Origin of the sequence: Actinoplanes derwentensis (assembly GCF_900104725.1) — a bacterium.
In the GTDB taxonomy this organism is placed as follows: domain Bacteria; phylum Actinomycetota; class Actinomycetes; order Mycobacteriales; family Micromonosporaceae; genus Actinoplanes; species Actinoplanes derwentensis.
On the sequence record NZ_LT629758.1, the window covers coordinates 4,584,172 to 4,604,973 of the forward strand.

21 protein-coding genes are annotated in these 20,802 nt (G+C 69.4%); 15 read left to right on the plus strand and 6 right to left on the minus strand.

Annotated elements, in window-relative coordinates; genetic code table 11:
* Positions 1-75 precede the first annotated feature (75 nt).
* Positions 76-2,055: an NACHT domain-containing protein gene (locus tag BLU81_RS20310; RefSeq protein WP_172890584.1), complete on the plus strand. Its 1,980-nt coding sequence runs from the start codon at positions 76-78 to the stop codon at positions 2,053-2,055.
* A 4-nt stretch (positions 2,056-2,059) separates the two neighbouring features.
* On the opposite strand, the gene BLU81_RS20315 is transcribed toward BLU81_RS20310, so the two are convergent.
* The 3 genes from BLU81_RS20315 to BLU81_RS20325 form a co-directional block, all read right to left on the minus strand.
* Entirely contained in the window at positions 2,060-2,287 is a 228-nt protein-coding gene (locus tag BLU81_RS20315) for a zinc-ribbon domain-containing protein (protein ID WP_092546130.1), read from the minus strand.
* Between the two features lie 78 nt (positions 2,288-2,365).
* Positions 2,366-2,701: a helix-turn-helix domain-containing protein gene (locus BLU81_RS20320; protein ID WP_092546131.1), complete on the minus strand. Its 336-nt coding sequence runs from the start codon at positions 2,699-2,701 to the stop codon at positions 2,366-2,368.
* Position 2,702: 1 nt separating this feature from the next.
* On the minus strand, positions 2,703-3,065 hold the full coding sequence (locus BLU81_RS20325) for a type II toxin-antitoxin system RelE/ParE family toxin (RefSeq protein ID WP_231954667.1): 363 nt from the start codon (positions 3,063-3,065) through the stop codon (positions 2,703-2,705).
* 181 nt (positions 3,066-3,246) lie between these two features.
* On the opposite strand from BLU81_RS20325, the gene BLU81_RS20330 reads away from it, so the two are divergent.
* A complete protein-coding gene (locus BLU81_RS20330) occupies positions 3,247-3,654 on the plus strand; it encodes an NADPH-dependent F420 reductase (protein WP_197686313.1) in 408 nt (135 codons plus the stop codon).
* On the opposite strand, the gene BLU81_RS20335 is transcribed toward BLU81_RS20330, so the two are convergent.
* Positions 3,651-4,589, minus strand: coding sequence for a hypothetical protein (locus tag BLU81_RS20335; RefSeq protein ID WP_157751697.1), 939 nt, complete (start codon positions 4,587-4,589; stop codon positions 3,651-3,653). The two genes, BLU81_RS20330 and BLU81_RS20335, sit on opposite strands and share 4 nt — an antisense overlap.
* 111 nt (positions 4,590-4,700) lie before the next feature.
* On the opposite strand from BLU81_RS20335, the gene BLU81_RS20340 reads away from it, so the two are divergent.
* The gene (locus tag BLU81_RS20340) at positions 4,701-5,048 is read left to right on the plus strand and encodes an STAS domain-containing protein (RefSeq protein ID WP_157751698.1); all 348 of its coding nucleotides are present in this window, start codon (positions 4,701-4,703) and stop codon (positions 5,046-5,048) included.
* A gap of 12 nt (positions 5,049-5,060) precedes the next feature.
* On the opposite strand, the gene BLU81_RS20345 is transcribed toward BLU81_RS20340, so the two are convergent.
* Positions 5,061-5,810, minus strand: a complete 750-nt coding sequence (locus tag BLU81_RS20345; protein WP_092546134.1) for an ATP-binding protein — start codon at positions 5,808-5,810, stop codon at positions 5,061-5,063.
* Between the two features lie 338 nt (positions 5,811-6,148).
* Between BLU81_RS20345 and BLU81_RS20350 the strand changes: the two genes are divergently transcribed.
* Genes BLU81_RS20350 through BLU81_RS20395 form a run of 10 tightly spaced genes read left to right on the plus strand, consistent with a single transcriptional unit; the run spans position 6,149 to position 17,720 of the window.
* Positions 6,149-6,913, plus strand: a complete 765-nt coding sequence (locus BLU81_RS20350) for a polysaccharide deacetylase family protein (protein WP_092557364.1) — start codon at positions 6,149-6,151, stop codon at positions 6,911-6,913.
* Positions 6,906-8,021 carry an aminotransferase class I/II-fold pyridoxal phosphate-dependent enzyme gene (locus tag BLU81_RS20355; RefSeq protein WP_092546135.1) on the plus strand — a complete coding sequence of 372 codons (1,116 nt, stop codon included), beginning with the start codon at positions 6,906-6,908 and terminating at the stop codon, positions 8,019-8,021. Before BLU81_RS20350 ends, BLU81_RS20355 begins: the two co-directional genes overlap by 8 nt.
* Position 8,022: 1 nt before the next feature.
* On the plus strand, positions 8,023-9,252 hold the full coding sequence (locus BLU81_RS20360; protein WP_092546136.1) for a glycosyltransferase family 4 protein: 1,230 nt from the start codon (positions 8,023-8,025) through the stop codon (positions 9,250-9,252).
* 13 nt (positions 9,253-9,265) lie between these two features.
* On the plus strand, positions 9,266-10,825 hold the full coding sequence (locus BLU81_RS20365; RefSeq protein WP_092546137.1) for a polysaccharide biosynthesis tyrosine autokinase: 1,560 nt from the start codon (positions 9,266-9,268) through the stop codon (positions 10,823-10,825).
* The gene (locus BLU81_RS20370; RefSeq protein ID WP_231954668.1) at positions 10,818-12,107 is read left to right on the plus strand and encodes a lipopolysaccharide biosynthesis protein; all 1,290 of its coding nucleotides are present in this window, start codon (positions 10,818-10,820) and stop codon (positions 12,105-12,107) included. The genes BLU81_RS20365 and BLU81_RS20370 overlap by 8 nt, the downstream gene beginning before the upstream one ends.
* Positions 12,104-13,291, plus strand: a complete 1,188-nt coding sequence (locus tag BLU81_RS20375; RefSeq protein WP_092546138.1) for an O-antigen ligase family protein — start codon at positions 12,104-12,106, stop codon at positions 13,289-13,291. The genes BLU81_RS20370 and BLU81_RS20375 overlap by 4 nt, the downstream gene beginning before the upstream one ends.
* Entirely contained in the window at positions 13,288-14,415 is a 1,128-nt protein-coding gene (locus tag BLU81_RS20380; protein ID WP_092546139.1) for a hypothetical protein, read from the plus strand. The genes BLU81_RS20375 and BLU81_RS20380 overlap by 4 nt, the downstream gene beginning before the upstream one ends.
* A 26-nt stretch (positions 14,416-14,441) precedes the next feature.
* Positions 14,442-15,452, plus strand: a complete 1,011-nt coding sequence (locus BLU81_RS20385) for a GNAT family N-acetyltransferase (protein ID WP_092546140.1) — start codon at positions 14,442-14,444, stop codon at positions 15,450-15,452.
* Positions 15,453-15,461: 9 nt separating this feature from the next.
* Positions 15,462-16,691, plus strand: a complete 1,230-nt coding sequence (locus BLU81_RS20390) for an FAD-dependent monooxygenase (RefSeq protein ID WP_092546141.1) — start codon at positions 15,462-15,464, stop codon at positions 16,689-16,691.
* Between the two features lie 15 nt (positions 16,692-16,706).
* Positions 16,707-17,720: a GNAT family protein gene (locus BLU81_RS20395; RefSeq protein WP_092546142.1), complete on the plus strand. Its 1,014-nt coding sequence runs from the start codon at positions 16,707-16,709 to the stop codon at positions 17,718-17,720.
* On the opposite strand, the gene BLU81_RS20400 is transcribed toward BLU81_RS20395, so the two are convergent.
* A complete protein-coding gene (locus BLU81_RS20400; RefSeq protein WP_092546143.1) occupies positions 17,711-18,061 on the minus strand; it encodes a MerR family transcriptional regulator in 351 nt (116 codons plus the stop codon). The genes BLU81_RS20395 and BLU81_RS20400 overlap by 10 nt on opposite strands.
* Positions 18,062-18,122: 61 nt before the next feature.
* Here BLU81_RS20400 and BLU81_RS20405 point away from each other — a divergent pair, with 61 nt between their 5' ends.
* A complete protein-coding gene (locus tag BLU81_RS20405; protein ID WP_092546144.1) occupies positions 18,123-19,142 on the plus strand; it encodes an oxidoreductase in 1,020 nt (339 codons plus the stop codon).
* Between the two features lie 18 nt (positions 19,143-19,160).
* A complete protein-coding gene (locus BLU81_RS20410; RefSeq protein ID WP_092546145.1) occupies positions 19,161-20,774 on the plus strand; it encodes a serine/threonine-protein kinase in 1,614 nt (537 codons plus the stop codon).
* Positions 20,775-20,802: the final 28 nt, after the last annotated feature.

Below are 20,802 nucleotides of genomic sequence, written 5' to 3' on the forward strand. Positions count from 1 at the left end.
TATCTGTATTTCACCGACCACTCTACGAATTCACTGGAAAGAGCCGATCAACGAGCGAGCATTGGCGCCCTGGTGATGACCACCGTCGGATTACTGGTCACGGCGGTGACCATTCGGCAGAGCAGTCACCCACCGGCGTCCCAACACCGCCGGCTCCTCGGCGAGGCCACCAAGAAACTCGCCGAACTCATCTCCGAGCAGTGGAATCATGAAGCCCGGATCCGGGGCCTCGCCGAGCCGTCCCCGCTACGAGTGCGCTGGACCTCGACCGGGCGGGAAGTGGCCGCGTCTGCCGCCGACGTTCTCGGCCCCACCTGGACGACAGGCCGCGCCACCAGGCTCAAGCTGCACGGTGACGTCAATCAGGTGGCTGCCACCCTGAGCGAACTGCCGGCCAGCCGACTGGTGGTGATCGGCGCACCCGGCTCCGGCAAGACCTCCCTCGCGGTCCTTCTGGTCCGGGAGCTGCTCAGCACGCACAAGCGGGCCGACCCCATACCCGTACTGCTCAGCCTGTCCATGTGGCATCCCGAGGAACACAGTCTGCAGGAATGGCTGGTAAAGCAGATCACCAGCGCATATCCGGCGCTACTCGCGGAGGATCAATTCGGCCCGGACGTGGTGGCGGGACTACTCGACGCCAACCTCATAATTCCGGTGCTGGACGGCCTGGACGAGGTCGCCCAAGATCAGATCCGACTGGCCGTGACCAGACTCAACAACTACCTCACCGGCAACCGCCCTGTGGTGGTCACCTGCCGTGCCATGGAATATCAGGAGATCATCGGACAGGTCGGCGCGGTACTGTCCCGCGCCGCCGTCGTCGAACTGGAACCCGTCACCCACACCGAAGCAGCCTGCTATCTACCGGCCGGGCAGGGCGAACAGGGCTACCGGCGATGGGAACCCGTCACCCGTCACCTGACCGGGCACCCGGCCGGACCACTGGCCCAGGTCTTCTCCACACCGCTGATGGTCCACCTGGCCCGGGTCGTCTACCGGGAACCGGACACCGCACCGTCGGACCTGCTGCGTTTCACCGATCCGGACGAATTGGAGCACCACCTGCTCCGCAGTTACGTGCCCGCCCTTTACGCCCCTGGCGACGAACCTCGCGGGCGTCGGCCCTGCTCGCCGGAGAACGCCCAACGATGGCTCGCCTTCCTCGCCGGTCACCTGAGCCGCAGCCGAACCCGCGAGTTCACCTGGTGGCAGCTGACCGACGCGGTCCCGGGCGGCATGGGACGACGGGTCCTCACCGGTATCACGCTGGTGGCCGCCCTCGGCCACCTCGCCTTCGGGGTCCTCTCGGAACTGCCGATCGTGACTCTCCTGCTCGCCCTGGCACTGGGACCGATCGTCGGCGTCGTCATGGGCCTGTCCGACGGCCAGCCATCCCGGGTCCGGCTCCGGCCTTCATCGTTCCTCCGAGGTTTCGCCGTCGGAAGCGCATTCGCACTCCTGGCCGCCCCCCTGATCCTGATCATCAACCTGGTCAGCGCTCCGCCCGCCGGGACCGGTCTCCTCGACACCCTTCTCGGACTCGTCGCCGATACCATCGGCGCCCAGACCGGCCTCTGCCTGATCGGCGGGATTCTGGCCGGGACCGTGGCCTTCCTCATCGAAGGCATCGGCACGGCTGCCGGACCCGGCCATCCGGCCGGATCACGGGCATCCCTGCGGGCGGACCGCACGGCTTTCCTGACAACCACGGCGATCGCCACCCTCACCGTCGGATCGACCTGGTTCGGGGTGCTGACAATGCTGAATCAGGCCACCGAGCCCCTACCCATGAGCCCACTCAGGGTCAGCGTGCAGTGCGCCCTCCTGTTGGGCCCGATCATCGGGCTGACCAGCGGTGCCGGGTCGGCCTGGCTGCGGTTCACCTGGGCCAGGCTGTGGCTGACCGCCCGGGGCCGGGCGCCCTGGCGCGTCCTGGACTTCCTCGACGACGCCCACGACCGTGGTGTCCTGCGCCGGATCGGCCCCGCCTACCAGTTCCGGCACGCCCGCCTGCAGAGCACGATGGCACTCCACGACGCGACCTCGCCGTAGCTGGTCAGACGGCGCTGAGCAGCTGCGGGTCGGCGCGGCGGAAGCCCTGGCAGTGACCGCAGACCATGTAGTAGGAACTCGGCTTCATCGGGAACAGCGGGATGAAGAAGAGCGTGAACTTCGTGGTGCGCTTGAGGATCTGCTGCGGGGCCTGCCAGCCACAGACCTCACAGTTCATCAGCCGCGTACCGGCCAGGTGGTCCTTGCTCCGAACCCCGAACAACAGAAACATCGCTGTGCCTCCCTCTTCCCTGTCCAGGGTCCCATCCCCACACCAGCCTCCGGCGAATCAGCTGATCTCAGCGAGCTTCTACGTAAGCCGGTATTCCTGGTCGCCGAAGTCAGCCACGACCCGTAGCTTGCCGCCGAGCGCTTGAACGTAGGCGCGCAAGGTCGAAAGCGTGACGGTGTCCAGCTCGCCGCGTTCGATCGCCGACACCCTCGGTTGAGTGACGCCCATAGCCTGCGCGACATCGTCCTGCGTGCGGTCCTGTTCAGTGCGGACCATCGCAAGATGCCAGGCACGAACATGGTCGTCGGTGGCCCCCTGCGCACGGATCATGTCTTCACCGGTGAGTTCGAGTTCGGTGAGCAACTCACCCACGACGGAGTACGCGTGCCATCCGGGAGCGGTCTTCTTGGTCATCTCAATCACTCTCATCACTCAACGCAGCCAGATGCTCGGCATAGCGGGCTTCAGCGAGCGGGATCGCCGTGTCGTACCAGCGCTGCCAGTTGCCGGACTTGTCACCGGCGACCAACAACACCATCTGACGCACGGGGTCGAAGAGGAACAGGATCCGCACTTCGGTTCCACCCGTGCTGGCCGGCCGAAGTTCTTTGAGGTTGTGTAAGCGACTGCCCTTGATCCGATCGACGAGCGGGCGGCCCTCGTCGGGGCCCCGGCCATTGACAACGTGCTGGATCGCTTGACCTATGAGTGCGGCAGTCTCCCGGTCAGCCTTACGGATCGTGGGTAACCACTCACGCACCTCGGGGTGAACGATCAACAGCCAGTCCGCCGCTGCCCGAACATAACAAATACGTTATGTTCGGGCAAGTTTCAGGCTCCGGACCCGGAGGGATGCGGGAGGTGCCGACGCCGAACGGGATTCCCGGCGGCCGGTGATCGTGCGGAGGTTCACCGTTGGCGGGGCTGCGGAATCCGGGTGGAGAGCTCGGGGTTCGCCGTTGTATGACGACTATCGGGTTCATCGGCAGGATCGGGACGGGACGATCGCTGAGCTGGAGGACGGCTCCGTGACCACCGGGGAACTGGTGCAGCGGCACTTCGCGGGGGCTTCGGTGGTGAAGGCGTTCAACAACATCTGGTTCGGGCATCTCGGGTCGCTGGGCCGGCCGTCGGGTGCCGCGGACCGGTCGGCGCTGCCGATCGCGGGTGATGACGCCACGGCCCGCAAGACGGTGACCGACTTCCTGGACACGATCGGGTACGACACCGTGGATCTCGGGCCGCTGGTGGAGAACCGGCGCACCCAGCGGGACACCCCGGTCTACGTGACGCCGTACGGCGTGTACGGCGAAACCGGAACCCCGGTGGACGCCGCATCGATCCGGAAGTTCACGGCTGCCGTCTAAGCCCGCACCGCCCAGGCCTGCCAGGCGGTACGCCAGGCCGGGAGCTGCCACGCCTGCTGAGCGAAGGCGCTGGGGACATCGGGAGCCAGCCCGGTACCGAACAGAAGGATCTCGCTGACGGCGCGCCGGCGGAGGTCGTCGTCGGTGCGGAACCAGGCGAATTCGTGGAACAGGTCGGCCAGCTGGGAGGTCATGTCGCGGACCGCTTCGGCTGCCCGGGGCTCCGGCTGGTCGCTCAGGTCCATCTGACGCCGGACCGCGGCCTGCCAGAGCGCGGACCAGTGGGCGGGCAGTTCGGGTACCGGGCCGCCGTCGGCCTGCCACGCGGCCTGCGCGGCGGTGTTGCGTAACACGGCGTCGGCCAGGGCCCGGTGCGGTTCCCCGTCCGAGTCGGCCGAGAGCGCGGTGACGGGGCGGGACGAACGCGGCGGAGGATCAGGCCGGGTACGGCCGAGAGCCGCCGTCGGATCGGGCAGTACCTCGACGGCGAGGGTGTCCGGATGCCAGTCCCGGCCCACGACGGTGATCTCGATGCCGTCCCGTTCGCCCCACACCGCCCACCATCGGTCGCCGGCCCGCAGCCGCCGGGCGTCCACGGAGTAGCCGTCGATCAGCAGCGTCGCCGGGCTCTCGGTCCAGGTCAGCTCGGAGAACCGGTCGCCGCCGAGACGGACCTGATGTTCCAGGGCGGTACGCAGTGATGCGGGCCCGATCCGGAGCCCGGTCCAGCGGGCGGTCTCCACATCCGCCCAGGGGCCGTCCGATGTGGGCGCCTCGTACACCAGATGCACGACGGTGACCGTTGCGTCGAAGGTCTCCATTCCACCGAAGCGTCCCTCCGCGGGCGGGGACGCGGTGGCGAGGGTGTAGACGGGCATGTCGCGTAGTTCGGCACGCAGGCCTTCGACACGTCGATCAGCTCCACTGGATTCCACGTCGAACCTCCTCGTAGCCGGCGTCTCACCGTACGACCGCCACGGCACCGCACGACGGGTGCCGCCGGACGACAGCCGGTACCGTCACAGAAAGCGACGAGAGGGTTGACCGTGGGCGAATGTCAGGAAGACCTCATCGTCACCACGATCCGGAACGCGCCCGGTGTGATCACCGTGCGGGTGATCGGCGAGCTGGACATCCGTACCGCGCCGGTGTTGGTGAAGGCCGTGACGGACGCCGCCGGTGAGCGACGGGACCACCTGGTGCGACTGGATCTCGCCGGGGTGTCGTTCTGTGACCACGCGGCGTTGCGCGCGCTGCACGCGGCAGGGGTCGCGGCCGGCCCGGAACGGGTGCGGATCGTCGCCACCCACCACGCCGTCGACATGTTGCTGCGGCTGTGCGGGATCAGCACGTTCCTGGGTCACCCGGCAGGCGCGACGTTCTGCCCCAATTAGCAGATCAGCCGATCAAAAGATCAAGGCCCAGACCATTTTTCCGGTACGGGTGGGCAGCGCGCCCCACGTCTGCACCGCCGCGTCGACGATGCGCAGGCCGTAGCCGCGTTCGCCGAACACCGTGGTCGCCTCGGGTCGCATCTCGGGGAGTCCGGCCGAGCCGTCGAGGACCGCCAGGTGCAGCCGGTCGCCTCGGCTGCGGCGGGAGATGAGCACGTCGATCGGGGTGCCGGCGTGTTCGGCGGCGTTGAGGACCAGTTCCGAGATGACGAGTCGGGCGCGGGCCACCAGCGGGTCCAGTCCCCATTGTTCGCAGGCCACGGTGACGACGTGCCGGGCTCCGGCGGCGGCTGTGCTCTCCGGGGGCAGGCGCAGGCGTACCTGGTCCGGGAAATGCCGTTGACCGGCGAGGTGGGTGCGGGCCGCCGGCAGGGTGCGGAAGATGGGCAGGACCCGCCGGGCGGCGACTCCGTCGAGCCGGTCGGCCAGTCCGGTGCCGGGTGGCAGGCAGGCGGCGACCCGGACGGGTGGTTCCATCCGGTCGCCGGTGGTGGCGGCGGTGAGCCAGAGCTGCGCGCTGATCACGCCGGGATCGTCGAGGCCGCGCAGGTCGAGCAACAGGCCCGCCGGGTGCTGGGCGAGGCATTGGTTGAGCAGGTGGTAGGCGGTCTGCCAGAGCGTGCGCTCCCAGGTGCCGTGCACGGTGAACTCGACGACCCAGGTCTCGTCGTCCGCTACCGCTGTGACCGATGAGCCGGGCATGGTGGGCGCCTCGCGACTTTTCCGGATCGTTTCCAGAAAACTATCCGGGTGCGCCGCTCTTGCCAACCGAGGGCCGACCGAGGGCCGACCGGCGGGCCCGAGGTGACGGATCAACGACCGAACTGTTCCACCGAATAGGTGACTACCGGATTCTGTTCGGCCAATACGTCCCATAATTGGTGGCGCGAATTCACTATTTTAATTGAAGTGAATATTACTCGCATTCCTTATGACAATTGCTACTGACGCACCCGGCACGCATTTGCGAGGGTTGGTGAAGGCGCGGGGCGACTGACCGTGCCACCCCAGTGTTTCTCGAGCGGGAGGGTGCCGGTCGCATGCAAACGGCGATCAAACGACGCCTGAACGAGCTCGGCCTGCGCAGCCGCCTGCGGGCCCGGCCCCGATTGCAAGGCCGCATCCTGGCGCCGGCAGGGCTGCGCAAGCGGCTGCCCAGCGCGCCGGGTCTCTATTTTCCCTTCTACCACGACGTTCCCGCCGAGTACGCCGACGATCTGCGCCGGCATCTGCGGGCACTACTGCGGATCGGCCCGATGGTCACCTGGGACGAGTCGCTGCGCTTCCTGTCCGGGGAGAAGACGCTCACCGGGCCGGTCTTCTGTCTCTCCTTCGACGACGCCCACGTGACCTGGCGGGACGTCGCCGCGCCGGTGCTGCTGGAGATGCGGGTTCCGGCGATGTTCTTCCTGACCTCGGGCCTGGTCGGGCAGCCGGGGAATCTGAGCTGGCAGGACTGCCGGGAATTGGTGTCGGCCGGGTTCGACTTCGGTTCGCACACCATCTCCCACCATCGGCTCGCCGATCAGGACGACGACGCCGCGGCCCGGGAGATCACCGGCTCGAAACACGAGATCGAGGATGAGCTGGGAGTGGAGATCAAGGACTTCGCCGCACCGTACGGGCATCCCGCCGTCGATTTCCGGGAGCGTGACGTGCGGGTCGCCACCGAGGCGGGCTACCGCAGTTTCTCCACCACCCTGCGGGCCGCGATGCACGCGGGTGACTCCCCGATGTGGATCCGCCGGCAGGGACTGCACCCGGCCTGGCCGATCATGGCCGTGAGGACGCGGGTACATGACTGACACACGCATCTGGCTCTCCCCACCCGACGTCAGCGACCTGGAACGCAAACTGCTGCTGAAGGCGTTCGACTCGAACTGGGTGGCCCCGGTCGGCCCGGATCTGGACGCTTTCGAGTCGCAGGTGGCCGAGCTGGTCGGGGTCCGGCACGCGGTGGCGCTGAGCAGTGGGACCGCCGCCCTGCACCTGGCTCTGATCGCGGCCGGGGTGCGGCGCGGCGACACCGTGCTGGTGCCGTCGTTCACCTTCGCCGCGACCGCGAACGCCGTGGTCTACCTGGGTGCCCGGCCGGTCTTCGTGGACAGCGCCCCGGAATCCTGGAACATCGACCCGGAGTTGGTGGCCGAGGAACTGCGGCTGCGGGCCGAACAGGGCCGGCTGCCCCGGGCGGTGATCGCCGTCGACATGTACGGGCAGTGCGCCGACTACGACCGGCTGCTGGACGCCTGCGACCGGTACGGGGTGCCGCTGATCGAGGACGCCGCGGAGGCTCTCGGCGCGACGTACCGCGATCGGCCGGCTGGATCGTTCGGCCTGGCCGGGGTGCTGTCCTTCAACGGCAACAAGATCATCACCACCGGAGGCGGCGGGATGCTCGTCACCGACGACAGCCGGGTCGCCAAACACGCCCGGCACCTGGCCACCCAGGCCCGCGAGCCGGTGCCCCACTACGAGCACCGGATGGTCGGCTACAACTACCGGCTGAGCAACCTGCTCGCCGCGGTCGGCCGGGGCCAGGTGCAGCGCCTGCCGCAGATGATCGAGGCCCGGACCGCGACGTTCGAGTACTACCGGGCCGCCCTGGCGGGTATGGAGTTCATGCCGGTCGCCGGGTACGGCACCCCCAACCACTGGCTGACCTGTGTGCTGGCCACCGACGAGCGGCAGCGCGACCGGATCCTCGGAGTGCTGAACGGCCGCGACATCGAGGCCCGGCCGGCGTGGAAACCGATGCACCTGCAGCCGGTCTTCCAGGACTGTGTGATGCGCGGTGGCCCGGTCGCCGCCGACATCTTCCGCCGGGGTGTCTGCCTGCCGAGCGGGTCCGCCCTCAGTGCACACGACCGGTCCCGGGTCGTGGCCGCGGTCCGTGCCGCGCTGGAGGCCTGAGATGCGGATCGTCTACATCCACCAGTACTACTGCAACCCCGGGATGGCCGGCGGGATCCGCTCGTACGAGCAGGCCCGGCGCCTGGTGGCACGCGGTCACACGGTCGACGTGATCACCACCGACATCACCGGAGGCACCCGGGAGCTGGGCTGGCGCACGACCGTCGACGACGGGATCACCGTGCACTGGTTCCGGGTTCCGTACAACAACAACATGTCCTTCGCCCGCCGGATCCGGGCCTTCGCCGAGTTCATGGTCCTCGCCGCGGTGAAGGCGGCCCGGCTCAAGGCCGACCTGGTGTTCGCCACCAGCACCCCGCTGACCGTGGCGGTGCCCGGAGTGATCGCCGCGAAGCTGCGCCGGGTGCCGTTCGTCTTCGAGGTCCGCGACCTGTGGCCCGAGGTGCCGATCGAGATGGGCGCGCTGCGCAACCCGGTGCTGCGCAAGGTCGCCGGCGGGCTGGCGGACTTCGCCTACCGCAACGCGACCGAGGTGATCGCCCTGTCCCAGGGCATGGCCGACGGTGTCGTCGCCCGTCGGCCGGGCACCCCGACCACGGTCATCCCGAACGCCGCCGACCTGGACCTGTTCGCCGTCGACCCGGAACGGGTGCGCGCCTTCCGGGCGCAGCACGACTGGCTCGGCGACCGCCCGCTGCTCGTCTACACCGGCGCGCTGGGGGTGGTCAACGGGGTGGAATACCTGGTCCGGGCGATGCACACGGCCAGCCGGGTGGATCCGGACCTGCGATTCCTGATCGTCGGTCACGGCAAACAGTGGGAGCCCACCAAGGCGCTCGCCGCCGAGCTGGGTCTTCTCCACAAGGTGGTGCACATGTGGGAGAAGGTGCCCAAGTCGGAGCTGCCGGTGATCCTCGGCGCGGCCACCATGTCCAGCAGCACGGTCCGGCCGATCCCCGGACTCTGGAACAACTCGGCGAACAAGTTCTTCGACGCACTGGCCGCGTCCCGGCCGATCGCCATCAACCACGGCGGCTGGCAGGCCGACCTGCTCCGCGAGACCGGCGCCGGTCTGGTGCTGGACCCGGCGGACACCGAGAAGGCCGGCGCCGAGCTGGCCGTTCACCTGCGCGACGAGGTGTGGCTGAGACAGGCCCGCGACGCCGCGCACCGGCTGGCCGTGGAGCAGTTCTCCCGCGACCTGCTCTTCGAGAAGTTCGAGGCCGTCCTGACCAGGGCGAAGCCCGAAGTCCAGCACGCTCATCGCTAAGGGGACAGTCACCGTGGAACTCCGTGCCTACGTGCGGGCCTGCCGGCGTCGATGGCTCTGGCTCGTGGCGCCCGTCCTGGTGGCGGTCGCTGTCGCGGCCGGCTTCACCATGGCCGGTGCGCCGGGGCACAAGTCGTCGATGGTGCTGTTCGTCAGCTCCGGAAACAGTGATCCGGATGCCGGAGCGCGACGGCTCAACTCGTACATCGCCCTGCTCACCGGTCCGCGGGTGGCGCAGGCGGTGGTCGACCGGATGGGCCCGGAGATCACCCCGGACCAGGTGCAGCAGAGTCTGTCCGCGCAGATCCGGGAGGGCACCGACCTGCTGGAGATCGCCGCCACCGACCCGTCCGCCGAGCGCAGCAGACAGATCGTCACCACCGCCGCGTCGGTGCTGGTCGGCCTGGCCCGGCAGATCGGTGCCCCGGTCGGCCCGAACGACGGCCCGGCGCCGCAGATCTCGATCGTGCAGGACGCCGTGACCACCCGGGAGCCGGACAATCTGGCCCGCAACGCCGGTTTCGCGGCGGTGCTGGGCCTGCTCCTCGGGGCGGTCGCGGTCGCGGGCCGGGAGGTCGGCGCGCGCACCGTCGCCGAGGAGGACGACCTGCGCCGGCTGGGCCTGGAGACGGTCGGCACCATCTCGATCGGTGGCCGGTCCCGCTCCGGCAACCCGGATCAGGCGCTCGCCGAGGCGTTCCGGCGCCTGCGCAGCCTGCTGCCGGTCCTCGCCGATCCGGTCGAGGTGCAGAGCACCCCGGCCCGTCGCGGCCGGTCGCTGCTACTCACCGGGGCCAGCCGCAAGGAGGGCACCACCGCTGTCACCTGTGGTCTGGCGATAGCGATGGCCGAGACCGGAGCCCGGGTGGCGCTGATCGACGCGAACATGCGCACCCCGGGGATCGGCCGGTACCTGTCGCTGGACAGCGCGCCCGGTCTGGCCGAGGTGCTGGCCGGGACGGCCCGGGTGCCGGACGTGCTGCAGGACTCGCTCGGTGGCCGGGTGACCGTGCTGCCGGCCGGGGAGAACGCGCCCGATCCCGGTGAGCTGCTGGCGTCGCCCCGGCTGTCGGCGACCGTGCGGACCCTGACCGAACGCTACGACATCGTGCTGGTGGACGCGCCCGCCCTGCACGGGGCGGCCGACGCGGCCGTGCTCAGCCAGGTGACCGACGGAGCGCTGCTCGTGGTGCGGGCCGGGCGTACCCGTACCGCCGATGTGGAGAAATCTCTCGACCTGCTGAAACGGGTCGGCGCCAAGCTGGCCGGGGCGGTGCTGAACGCGCTGCCGCGCAAACTGCCGGCCGACGGCTCCTGGCAGGGGCAGGCCGAGGTCACCGGGGCGGACAGCCCGGACCTGGTGTTCGGACTGGACCCGGCCCAGTCGCCGCGGCTGGACGACACGTTCGTCTCGCTGCCGCCGGTCGGGATCGCCCGTGGCCGGGCCCGGGTGGCCGATCCGGAGATCGAGGCCTCGGAGCCGGACCCCGGCGAGGGCAAACCGGAGGAGAAGGTTCCCGCACAGCGCAGCGGCGACGACAACGCGGACGAGGAGCGGCAGCGCAGTGAGTGAACTGCGGGTCGAGAGCCCCACGACTTCGGAGGACGGCCCACGACGGGGCGATCCGGTCGCCCTGTTCGGCAAAGTGATCCGGGAGCCGTCGGTCCAGCTGCTGGCCTCGCAGATCCTCACCGGTGGCGTGGCGATGGCCGCGAACATCCTGATGGTCCGGTCGCTCACCCCGAGTGACCGTGGTGAGGTCGCGCTGATGCTGCAGGTGGTGTACCTGGCCACCCAGTTGCTGCTGTTGGGGACCGAGCGCAGTTTCGTGGCGAGCTATCACAACGTGTCGCCGGCTCCGGCGGTCCGTGCCTACGTGCGGCTGCTGGCCGTACCCACGCTGGTCTTCCTGGGGGGTGCGGTGATCTGGCAGGTCGTGGCGCCGCACCGCCTCACGCCGGGTCCGCTGATCGTCGCGATGCTCGCCTGGTTCGCGCTGATCGAGGCGGCCAGCCTGGCCACCCGGTCGATCGCGATCGCGGTGGGCCGGGTCCGGGACTTCCTGGCGGCCCGGGTGATCGAGGCGTTGTTGCTGCTCGCCATGTTGGTCGGGCTGTACGTCACCGAGGCGCACCACCCGGAGATGTGGTTCCTCGGCTACGTGATCGCGGGTGCCACCCCGACGGTGATCTACCTGTGGATCTGGTTGCGGCTGCCGGTCCTGGAGGGGTCCACGCCGGTCACCGCGGACGAGAACCGGCGGGTCCGTAAGGAGGGGCTGTCGCTGTTCCCGGCGGCGTTGTCGAACATGGCGATGCTGCGGGTGGACCGGCTCGTCATCCCGGCGCTGGCGTCGACGGCGGCGCTCGGCCACTACACGGCGGTGGCGACGATGACCGAGCTGCTGGCCTGGCCGATCCGGGCGTACGCCGACTCCCGGCTCGGCAAGTGGCGGGCCGCGCATCAGGACGGCGGTCTGCGGGCCGGCCCGATCGTGCTGATGGCCGCCCTGTACGTGCTGGTCGTGGTCCCGATGGTGGCGGGCGGCCTGTACCTGATGATCGAGCCGCTGTTCGGGCACGAGTACGCGGACGCCAAAGTCGTGGTGCTGCCGCTGGTGGTGGCGGCCGGGTTGTACGCGGTGTCGAGGGTCAGCCTGGGCCTGCTGATCGCGAAGGGCCACGGCGGCCTGGTGTCGGCCGCTGAGATCGCCGGTTTCGTGGTCAGTTTCGCCGCCTACCTGCTGCTCATCCCGAAACACGGGATCCTCGGGGCGGCCTGGGGCTCGCTCGCCGGTTACGGCGCCTGCCTGGTGTTCGCCATCGCGGCCAGCCGGATCGTGGGCCGGCGGTGAAGACTCCGGGACTGCTGCTGATCCTGGTCGCGATCGGTGGCCGGTACACCCTGGACCGGGCCGGGCTGCTCGAACTGGCCTGGGTGGACCTGCGGGTGATCGGCCTGATCGTCGCCCTGGTATTCCTCTCCCTGTCGATGACCGGCCGCCGGGTCGCGGGATTCCATAAACGCGAGGGCTGGCTCCTGGCCGCCCTGCTCTTCTTCGTGTACCAGATCTCGTCGGCGCTGTGGGCCCCGCCGGCCGCCCGGGTCGGCCCGCAGGTCCTCGACCTGGTGCTGCTGATCGTGCTGCTGCTGGCGTTCTACGTGTACGCGATGAACGACCCGGAGAACGTCGTCCGGTTCACCTTCCAGTTGCTGTTCGTCACCGCGATCGTCTACGCACTGGCCGCGATCTTCATCAGCGGGCCGGGCGAGCAGGGCCGGTACTCGGCGTTCGGTGGCGGCCCCAACGTGTTCGCCCGGATCGAGGTGCTCGGGGTGATCTCCGCGGTCGGCCTGTTCATGCTGACCGGGCGGAAACTGCCGCTGCTGGTGATTCCGCTGTTCCTGCTGGCCACGGTGCTGTCCGGGTCTCGGGGCACGCTGGTCGCCGGTGGCGCGGTGGCCGGAGTCGCCCTGTTGAAGCTGCGCCGGAAGGTGAGCGCCACCGCGGTCGCGGCGACCGGGGCGGTGGCGGTGCTCACGGTCGGGGTGATCTGGGCGCTGGCCCCGCCCGAGTTCACCAGTCTCTTCCAGGAACGATTCGTTGAGCAGACCGTGCAGGAACAATATCTCTCCGGGCGCACCGACATCTGGCTCGCCGCCCTTCGCATGTTCGCCGACTACCCGATCGAAGGTTCCGGCCTGGACGGGTTCTACGGGCTGATCGGGGTCAACCAGGCCGTCGAGTACCCGCACAACTATCTGCTCGCCGTCGCCGCCGAGGGCGGGCTGGCCGGGCTGGGCCTGATGACCGCGTCGATCCTGCTGTGGACCCGGGTCGTCCGGGGTGGCGGGTTCCGGCCGCAGCTCACCGGCCTGGCCGTGGCGGCGACGGTGTTCGTGGCGCTGAGCAGCCTGTTCTCCGGTGACTACTACGATTCGCGGCTGGCCTGGATGTTCGCGGCGATGGCGGCGGCGGCCGCGCTGGTCCCGGTTTCCGCTGCCGGGACGCCGAAACCGCTGGAGATGGCCCGATGAAGCGCCGGGTGATCCTGGCCGCCGGGCTCGGCGGGGTGACGGTCGCCGGGGCGTACGGGCTGCACGCGGTCCGGGCCCGCGACGACGAACCCGAGTGGCTCGAACCGATCCCGGCCGCTCCGCCCGCCGAGCAGGACACCCGGAAGGTCAAGCCGGTGACGTACTGGACCGGGGTCTTCATGAAGAGCTGGGACTACGCCTACGGCAACGCGACACCGCTGAGCCGGTCCAAGGACAGCCGCGACCACTACGACCTGGCCTACGACGTGGACGCGTGCACGGCGATGTTCCGGGCCACCGGCCAGAACCGTTTCCTGGACCGGGCGCTGCTCTGGATGGAGAACACGGTCGCCGCGGCGCAGCCGTGCACCGCGCTGAAGAACAGTTCGTTCAAGGACCGCTATCAGGGCTGGGCGTCCAGCCAGGCCGGTGGCGGTGGTGACGAGGTGCCGCTCTACGAGAGCTACCTCTGGCGGTACGGCACCAGCCTGCTCGTGGCCATGAAGGACCTGACCGACCCCGGTTACCAGGCCCGCTACCGGCGGCTGCTCGCGTTCGCCGAGACGAACCTCTTCGACAAGTGGTACGCCCGCAACCCGGAGAGCAGCATGTACCGCGAGCGCACCCACATGTCGTCGCACTGGGCGCTGATCGCGATGAACCTGGCTCTGCTCACCGCCGACCAAGGCCGCCGGTCCCGCTGCAACGAGGTCGTCGACAAGATCAGCAGCCAGTTGCGGCGGCAGTTGCGGCGCAATCCGGTCGAGCCGACGGCCTGGTTCTGGAGTGACGTCTGGGGTTCGGCGAAACGCCCCGGGCAGGACGTCGGCCACGGCAACGCGGTCATCACGTACGTCGCCGAGGCCCGTGATCGTGATCAGGGCTGGTCGGCGGCGGACGTGGCGGCCTTCGGCACCCTGCTCACCAAGGTCATCTGGCCCGGCGGGAACACCTATCACGCCTATGTGGACGGGACCGGCACCGACAACGGCTGGTGGTCCGACGGTTTCGTGAAACTGGGCCGCTACGACCCGGCCGTGCAACTTCGGCTGGAGAGACACCAGGTGGTGAACGATCAGTTCGCCGCGAACATGGCGCTCAACGCTCGGCTGCTACTCACCTGAGCACGACGCCGGAGGGAGACATCGACATGACGGCAACGCTGCTGGAACCGGCGGCACGCGAGTGGAAGGAGACGCTCCAGCACGTCGGGCACGACATGTACCACGTGCCGGATTACGTCGTCCTCGACGCCCGGCTCTACGGCGGCACACCTGCCGCGTTCCATTACGAGCGGGAGGGGCGGCGGTTGCTGGTCCCGCTCATCCTGCGGGACATCCCGGATTCGGACTTCAAGGACGCGATCTCGCCGTACGGCTACCCGGGTCCCGTCTGTTCCACGTCCTCTCTCCCGTTCTGGGAGGAAGCCTGCAGCGCCTTCGTGGACTCCCTTCGCGATTTGCGAATTGTGTCCGCTTTCATCCGCCTACATCCGCTTCTTGCTACCCCGGCTCTCTCGTCGCACGGGAAACTGGTCCACCACGGTGAGACCGTCTCGATGGACCTGACCGTCTCCGAGGACGAGATGTGGAAACAGACCCGCGCCGACCACCGCAACCACATCAACCGGGCCAAACGTGCCGGCACCGAGATCGTCTTCGATGACTGGAGCCGGCTCGGCGAGTGGGTGGAGGTATACCACGACAACATGCGGCGGGTCGGCGCCACCTCGTACTACTTCTTCACCCGCGAGCACCTGGAAGCCCTGCACGACGCGGTCGGCGACCGGATGCACCTGGTCGTGGCGTGTGAGGACGGGGAGGTGGTCGGTGGCAACACCTTCTTCTCGTACGACGGGATCGCCACCGGCTACGTGTCCTCGACCCGCCGGGCCCCGAAACGGTACGCCGACGAACTGCTCTACGACTCGGTCCGGCGCTGGTGCAAGCAGCGCGGTGACCGGGTGTTCCACCTGGGCGGCGGCAAGGGCGGGGCGAACGACTCGCTCTTCTCGTACAAGGCCGGGTTCTCGCCCAGCCGCAACCCGTTCCACACCTGGCGGGTGATCACCGACCCGGCCGTCTATGACCGGCTGGTGCGCGAGCGCCGCCCGGAGGCCGATCCGGCCGACCTGACCACCACCTTCCCGGCCTACCGTTAGGAGCCCGCCATGCGGATCACCTGCGTCGGCGGCGGTCCCGCCGGCCTCTACTTCGCGACCCTGGCCAAACTCGCCAACCCCGAGCACGAGGTCACCGTGCTGGAACGCAACCCGTCCGGGGTCACCTGGGGCTGGGGTGTGGTGTTCTGGGACGACCTGCTCGACGACCTGTTCACCTACGACCCGGTCAGCGCGCAGCGGATCTGGGACGCCGCGTACAAGTGGGACGAGTACGAGGTCCGCGCCACCGGCAAACCCGACACCCACCTGGCCGGGTACGGCTTCAGCATGGGCCGGCACCGGCTGCTGGAGATCCTCGGCGAACGGGCCGCCGAAGTGGGCGTGCGCGTCAGCTACTCCGACGAGCTGACCGACCCCGCCGACCTGCCGCCGGCCGACCTGATCGTGGCCTGCGACGGGGCGCGCAGCCGGATCCGCGAACAGCACGCCGAACACTTCGGCGCCGAGGTGGAGATCGCCAGGAACAAGTACATCTGGCTGGGCACCCCGAAGGTGTTCGACACGTTCACCTTCGGGTTCGAGAAGACCGAGGCCGGCTGGGTGTGGTTCCACGCCTACCCGTTCAACGGCACCACCAGCACGTTCATCGTCGAATGCACGCCCGCCACCTGGGCGGCCCTGGAGTTCGGTTCGCTCAGCGCCGAAGCCGGCTGCGCCCGCCTGCAGAGCATCTTCGCCGCCCACCTCGACGGCTCCCCGCTCGTCGACCACCGGGCCGAGGTCGGCGGCACCGGCTGGCTCAACTTCCGGCGGGTCACCGCCCAGCGCTGGGACCACGGCAACGTCGTGCTGATGGGGGACTCGGCGCACACCACCCACTTCGCGATCGGGTCCGGCACCAAACTGGCCCTGCAGGACGCGATGGCCCTGGCCGACGCGATCGCCGCCGGGGACGATCTGCCGGTGGCCCTGGAACGGTACGAGCACCGCCGCAAGGCCGCGCTCGCCCCGCTGCAGCGCGCGGCCCGGGCCAGCAGCGCCTGGTTCGAACGGATGCCCGAGTACGCCGAACTGCCGGCCCGGCGGTTCTCCTACGCGCTGTCGAACCGGCGCGGCGAATACCCGACGTGGCGCTACCTGCTGCACCTGTCGACGCAGAGCACCATTCCCCGCGCGCTGCTGCGGTGGACACTGAGCGCGCGCCGGTCCAGCCGGGCCCGGCGCCGAGAGACGACCGATTCCGTGGCGGCGGCGCGGGCGATACCCCATACGGCATGAACGAAGGGATGACCGATGGCCGAAGGCGCCCTGTTGGAACCCGGCGACCCGGCGTGGGCGGACGCGTTACGGCGCGTCCACCACGATGTCTACCACCTGCCGTCGTACGTGACACTCGACGCGCGCCTCTCCGGAGGCACGCCGGTGGCGTTCCGTTACGACGAGATGGGCCAGGTGTTCCTGCTGCCACTGGTGTTACGGCCGGTGCCGGGAACCGGGCTGCGGGACGCCGTCTCCCCGTACGGCTATCCCGGTCCGGTCAGTGACGTGCCCCCGTCCGACGTGGGGTTCTGGAGCCGGGCCGTCCGGCACATGGCCGCCCTGCTGCGCACCCACGACGTGATCACCGTCTTCACCAGGCTGCATCCGTTGCTGCCGGTCCCGCTCCCGGCCCTCGCCGAGACCGGGACCGTGGTCCAGCACGGGCAGACGGTGTCGGTGGACCTCACCCTCACCCCCGACCAGATCTGGCTGGACACCCATCGCACCCACCGCAACCAGATCAACAAGTCGAAACGCGCCGGGGTGCGGATCGTCTTCGACGACTGGGACCTGCTCGAACCGTGGGTCGAGACCTACCACTCCACCATGCGCCGGGTGAACGCCACCGGCTTCTACTTCTTCGACCTGGACCACTTCCAGCGGCTGCGGACGGCACTCGGCGACCACGTCCACCTGGCGGCGGCCGTGCACGAGGGTGAGGTGCTGGGCGGGAACCTGTTCTTCGCCTACCGCCGGATCATGCAGACCCACCTGCAGTCCACCCGCGACGGTCAGATCTGGTGGGCGGACAAACTGCTCTACCACGAGGTCCGGCAGTGGGGACAGGCCGCGGGCAACCTGGTCCACCACATCGGCGGTGGGCTCGGCGGGGCCGACGACTCGCTGTTCCGGTACAAGGCGGCGTTCGCGGCGGGCCGGCAGGACTTCCACACCTGGCGGGCGGTCACCGATCCGATCGCGGTCGAGAAGCTGTCCGGAACACCGACGCCGGAGATGATGAGCGGCCGGTTCCCGCCTTACCGCTGATCCACCCGGTAGTCACGGACCAGGCCGGCCAGGATGTCCCGGGTGCGGCGCAGATCCTCCATCTGCGTCTCCACCCGGGACAGTTCCTCGGCGAGCCGGCCGGCCAGCCACGGAGTGCGGGCGCTCTCGTCGGCCACACACGGCAGCACGTCCTTGATCGTGGCACTGGACAGGCCGGCCGCGAGCAGCGACTTGATCAGTGCGACCCGTTCGATCGCCGCGTCGGGGTAGTGCCGTTGCCCACCCGTACCCCGCTCGCTGGTCAGAAGCCCTTGATCCTCGTAGTAACGCAGTGACCGCGCGCTGGCTCCGGTGGCCGCGCTGAGGTCCCCGATCCGCATCGATGTCTCCCCGCTCACAACGCTTGACCCTCACATCGGTGTCAAGTTTTAGCGTAACGCCATGCCCACTCTTCTGGACTCCCCCGCCGTGGTCGCCGGACTCGAACTGCCCAACCGTCTCGTGATGGCGCCGATGACCCGGTTCCGATCACCCGGCGGGGTGCCGACCGGTGAGGTCGCCGACTACTACCGTCGGCGCGCCGAGAACGGGATCGGTCTGATCATCACCGAAGGCACCCTGGTCGGGCACCCCACCGCGAGTCACGAGACCACCGTCCCGCGGATGACCGCGGGCGCCGCCGAGACCGGCTGGCGGCAGGTCACCGACGCGGTGCACGCGGCCGGCGGGCACATCGCCGCCCAGCTCTGGCACCTGGGCAGCGAGCGCCGCCCGGTGGACGGTGTCGAGGCGTGGACTCCGTCCGGTGCCGGCGGGCACGCCATGACCACCGCCGAGATCGACGTGATCGTCGAGGCGTTCGCCGAAGCCGCCCGGGTCGCGGCCCGCGCCGGTTTCGACGCCGTGGAGATCCACGCGGCCCACGGTTACCTGCTGGACGAGTTCCTGTGGCCGGAGACGAACCACCGCACCGACGCCTTCGGCGGTTCCCCGGCCCGCCGGGCGGCGTTCCCGGCCGAGGTGATCCGGGCGGTCCGCGGCGAACTCCCGGTGATCGTCCGGTTCTCCCAGTTCAAGGAACGCGACCACGGTGCGCGGATCGCGTCCTCCGCCGGCGAGCTGGAGCAGATCCTCACGGTGCTGGCCGACGCCGGAGCCGACGTCTTCCACGCCTCCCAGCGCCGATTCTGGGAGCCGGCCTTCCCCGGTTCCCCGCGCAACCTGGCCGGCTGGGCCCACGAACTGACCGGCCGTCCCACGATCACCGTCGGCTCGGTGGCTCTGACCCGCGACGTGACTCAGATGTCCCGGCTGCTCGCCGGCCTGGCCCACGGCGAGTTCGACCTGGTGGCGCTGGGGCGCATCCTGCTCGGCAACCCGGACTGGGCCCGCCTGCTGACCGAGAACCGGCTCGCCGAGGTCCGCGACTTCGAGAAGTCTCACGAGGACACTTACCACTGAGGGCACTAGAGTTCGCGCGTGACTTCTCGCCTGCGCCCCGAGGACCCTCGACACCTGGGCCGGTACGAGCTGATCAGCCGCCTCGGCGAAGGCGGCATGGGAGCGGTCTTCCTGGGGCGTGATCCGCAGGGGACGCTGGTCGCCGTCAAGGTGATCAAAGCCGAGTACGCCCGTGACGAGAGTTTCCGGGCCCGGTTCCGCAGCGAGGTCAACCGGGCCCGCGAGGTGCCCGCGTTCTGCACCGCCGAAGTCCTGGACGCCGACCCCGACCACGAGACGCCCTACCTGGTCGTCGAATACGTGGACGGGCCCAGCCTGGCCGAGGTGATCCGCGATCAGGGGCCGCTGCGGGGTGGCAGCCTGCACAGTGTCGCGGTCGGGGTGGCGTCCGCGCTGGTGGCGATCCACAGCGCGGGCATCGTGCACCGCGACCTGAAACCCGCGAACGTGCTGTTCGCCCTCGGCGCGCCGAAGGTGATCGACTTCGGGATCGCCAAGGCCGTCGAGGCGACCAGCCATCACACCCGCGCGCAGGAGATGGTCGGCACCCTGTCGTACATGTCGCCGGAGAGGTTCGACGCGGGCGCCGATCAGAATCTGACACCGGCCGCCGACATCTTCGCCTGGGGGGCCGTCGTCGCCTACGCCGCCACCGGCCACAACCCGTTCGCCGCGGACAGCCCGATGGCCACCGCTGGCCGCATCCTCACCCAGCCGCCGAACCTGACCGGTCTGCCGCCGGCCCTGGCAACCATCGTGGCCCGGGCCCTGGCCAAGGACCCCGCCCACCGGCCGACCGCCCGCGAACTGCTCCTGGAACTGACCGCCGGACCGGACAACGGCCCGACGGTCCCGATCGAGATGCGCGCGGACACCCACACCGAACGGGCCGGTCACCCGCGGCCTCGTGTCATCGCCGCCGCCGCGGTCGCGGTGCTGCTCACGCTCGGTGGCGCCTGGGCGGGCACCCGGCTCGGCCAGAGCGGCCACCCCAGCGGGTCGGCGCCGCCCTCCTCGGCCGCGCTCAGTCCCGCGCCCACACCCGCCGCCACGGCCGTGCTGTCCGCGAAGGGACTGTTCGACCCGCTGACCACGGCGGGACTGTGGAACACATTCGCGGGCGGTGACGGCAGCACCTGCCGGTTCGACGGTGGCCTGGTCGTGCGGACCGATTCCGAGGTGACCTGCGACTCCGGACCGGACCGGGCCTTCAAAGGCGACATACACGTCGAGGTTCAGGCGGAGCTCAGCTCCGAGGCCTGCGCGGTCATCGAGTTCCGTTACAGCGCCGCCGGCTATGACGGCTACTCGGCACTGGTCTGCGCCACCCACGTCTCCATCCAGTTCCAGAACGACGGCAAGGTCGATCACGCGGACATCCGCAACTCCGACGACGGCAACCTCCCCGAACTCGACATCGAGGACAATGGCCCGCACTCGATCAAACTCGACGTGGCCGGGGACAACGCCAAGATCTCAGTGGACGGCAAACGGGTGCTGACCAGCGACCTGTCGCTCGCCGGTTCCTCCGGGGCGCGGCACACCAGCGGCAGAGTCACCTTCGGCGCCATCGTCTTCGGCGGCCCCGAGATCAAGGTCACCTTCCGTGATGCCCGCATCGCGGTCGGCTGACGTGTGTCCAGGAGAGAGCGTGGGCTTT